At 72.5% G+C, this 1466-nt stretch carries 1 protein-coding gene; it reads right to left on the minus strand.

Annotated elements, in window-relative coordinates:
• Positions 1 to 589 precede the first annotated feature (589 nt).
• Positions 590 to 1366, minus strand: coding sequence for a glucose 1-dehydrogenase (locus EF918_RS35660; protein ID WP_125652972.1), 777 nt, complete (start codon positions 1364 to 1366; stop codon positions 590 to 592).
• Positions 1367 to 1466 lie beyond the last annotated feature (100 nt).

Genomic DNA, 1466 nt, shown 5'->3' on the forward strand with positions numbered 1-1466 from the left:
GTTCGGGGGGCTCCGTCGGTTCCGGAGGAACGGAGGCTGGGTCTGGAGGGGTGGACGCGGAGTTCGGGGTGTTGTTGGGGGTGGTGCTTCAGGGGCGGGAGGAGCGGTATCCGGCGGTTGCGGCGGCGTTGGCTTCCGTGGCGGAGAGTGGGGGGCAGGAGCAGGCGTTGGAGTTCGGGCTGGAGCGGATCCTTGAGGGATTGGGGTTGTTGATTGCTCGGCGGAGGCGGGGACAGGGGGCGCCGGGTCGTGCTGCCGCTGGGCCGTCGTCTCCTGCAGAGCTTGCCGGGTGAGCCTGCGTCGTACGGCGCCGTGCAGGCCGAGGCGGGCCGGTTGAGGGACGCATGCGGGCCTCCTCCCGGCAACGCGGCCAGGTCCTGCCTTTCGGCTCAGTCGGATCAGGCCGCGGCGTCTGCGTACATCGCAAGGCTGCGGAAGGAGTCCATGCGGTGGGGTACCGCCCGGCGGTAGCTGGGGGCATCGGCGACCGACGAGAACGCCGCGAGGCGCGGCGCCAGGCGTCGCGGGCCCGGCATGATCCGGAAGAGAGGGCCTGGCGGCGGTCGGGCGGGGGGCAGGCGGGAGCTGTCTAGCGGGTCGTCCAGCCGCCGTCCACCGAGAGGGTGGCGCCTACGACGAAGGAGGCGCGGTCGCTGCACAGCCAGGCGGCGGCTTCGGCGATCTCCTCGGGGGCCGCGATGCGGGGGAGGGGGGCCGACTGGAGGAGGATCTGCTCCATCGCCGGGTTCTGCTGGAGCCAGGCGTCGATCATCTCGCTGCGGGTGGAGCCCGGGGCGATGGCGTTGACGCGGATGTTCTGGGCGGCGTACTCGGTGGCGGCGGCCTTGGTCAGGCCGAGGACCGCGTGCTTGGAGGCGATGTACGCGGCGGTGACCGGGGTGGCGACCAGGCCGGCGGTGCTGCTGTTGTTGACGATCGTGCCGCCCGTGCCGGAGGCGAGCATGGCGGAGATCTCCTGGCGCATGCAGTTCCACACGCCGCGGACGTTGGTGTCCATGACGTGGTCGTAGACCTCCTCGTCGAGGAGGTGCAGGGGTTTGGGCTCGGCGCCGGTGCCGGCGTTGTTGAAGGCGGCGTCCAGGCGGCCGTACGCGGTGACGGCGGCGGTGACGGCGCGGGCGACGTCCGCGGGGCGGGTCACGTCGGCCACGACGTACTGGGCCTGGTGGCCGGCGGCGCGGAGGTCCTTGGTGAGGGCCGCGAGTTCGGGTTCGCGGCGGGCCACGAGGGTGACGGATGCGCCCTCACGGCAGAAGACGCGGGCAGCGGCGGCACCGATACCGGCGCTGGCGCCGGTGATCAGGGCCGATCTGCCCGGCAGTAGTAAGTTGCTCCCCGCCTTCACGGCGCGACCGTAACACGCGGCGAGATATACCCGAAGGGGTTCCGGCGTCCGGTGTGCGTCGGGGCGGGATCGCTCGGGGTCGGGCGGGACGAGGGGGGTT

Source organism: Streptomyces sp. WAC06614 (genome assembly GCF_003949795.1).
In the GTDB taxonomy this organism is placed as follows: Bacteria; Actinomycetota; Actinomycetes; order Streptomycetales; family Streptomycetaceae; genus Streptomyces.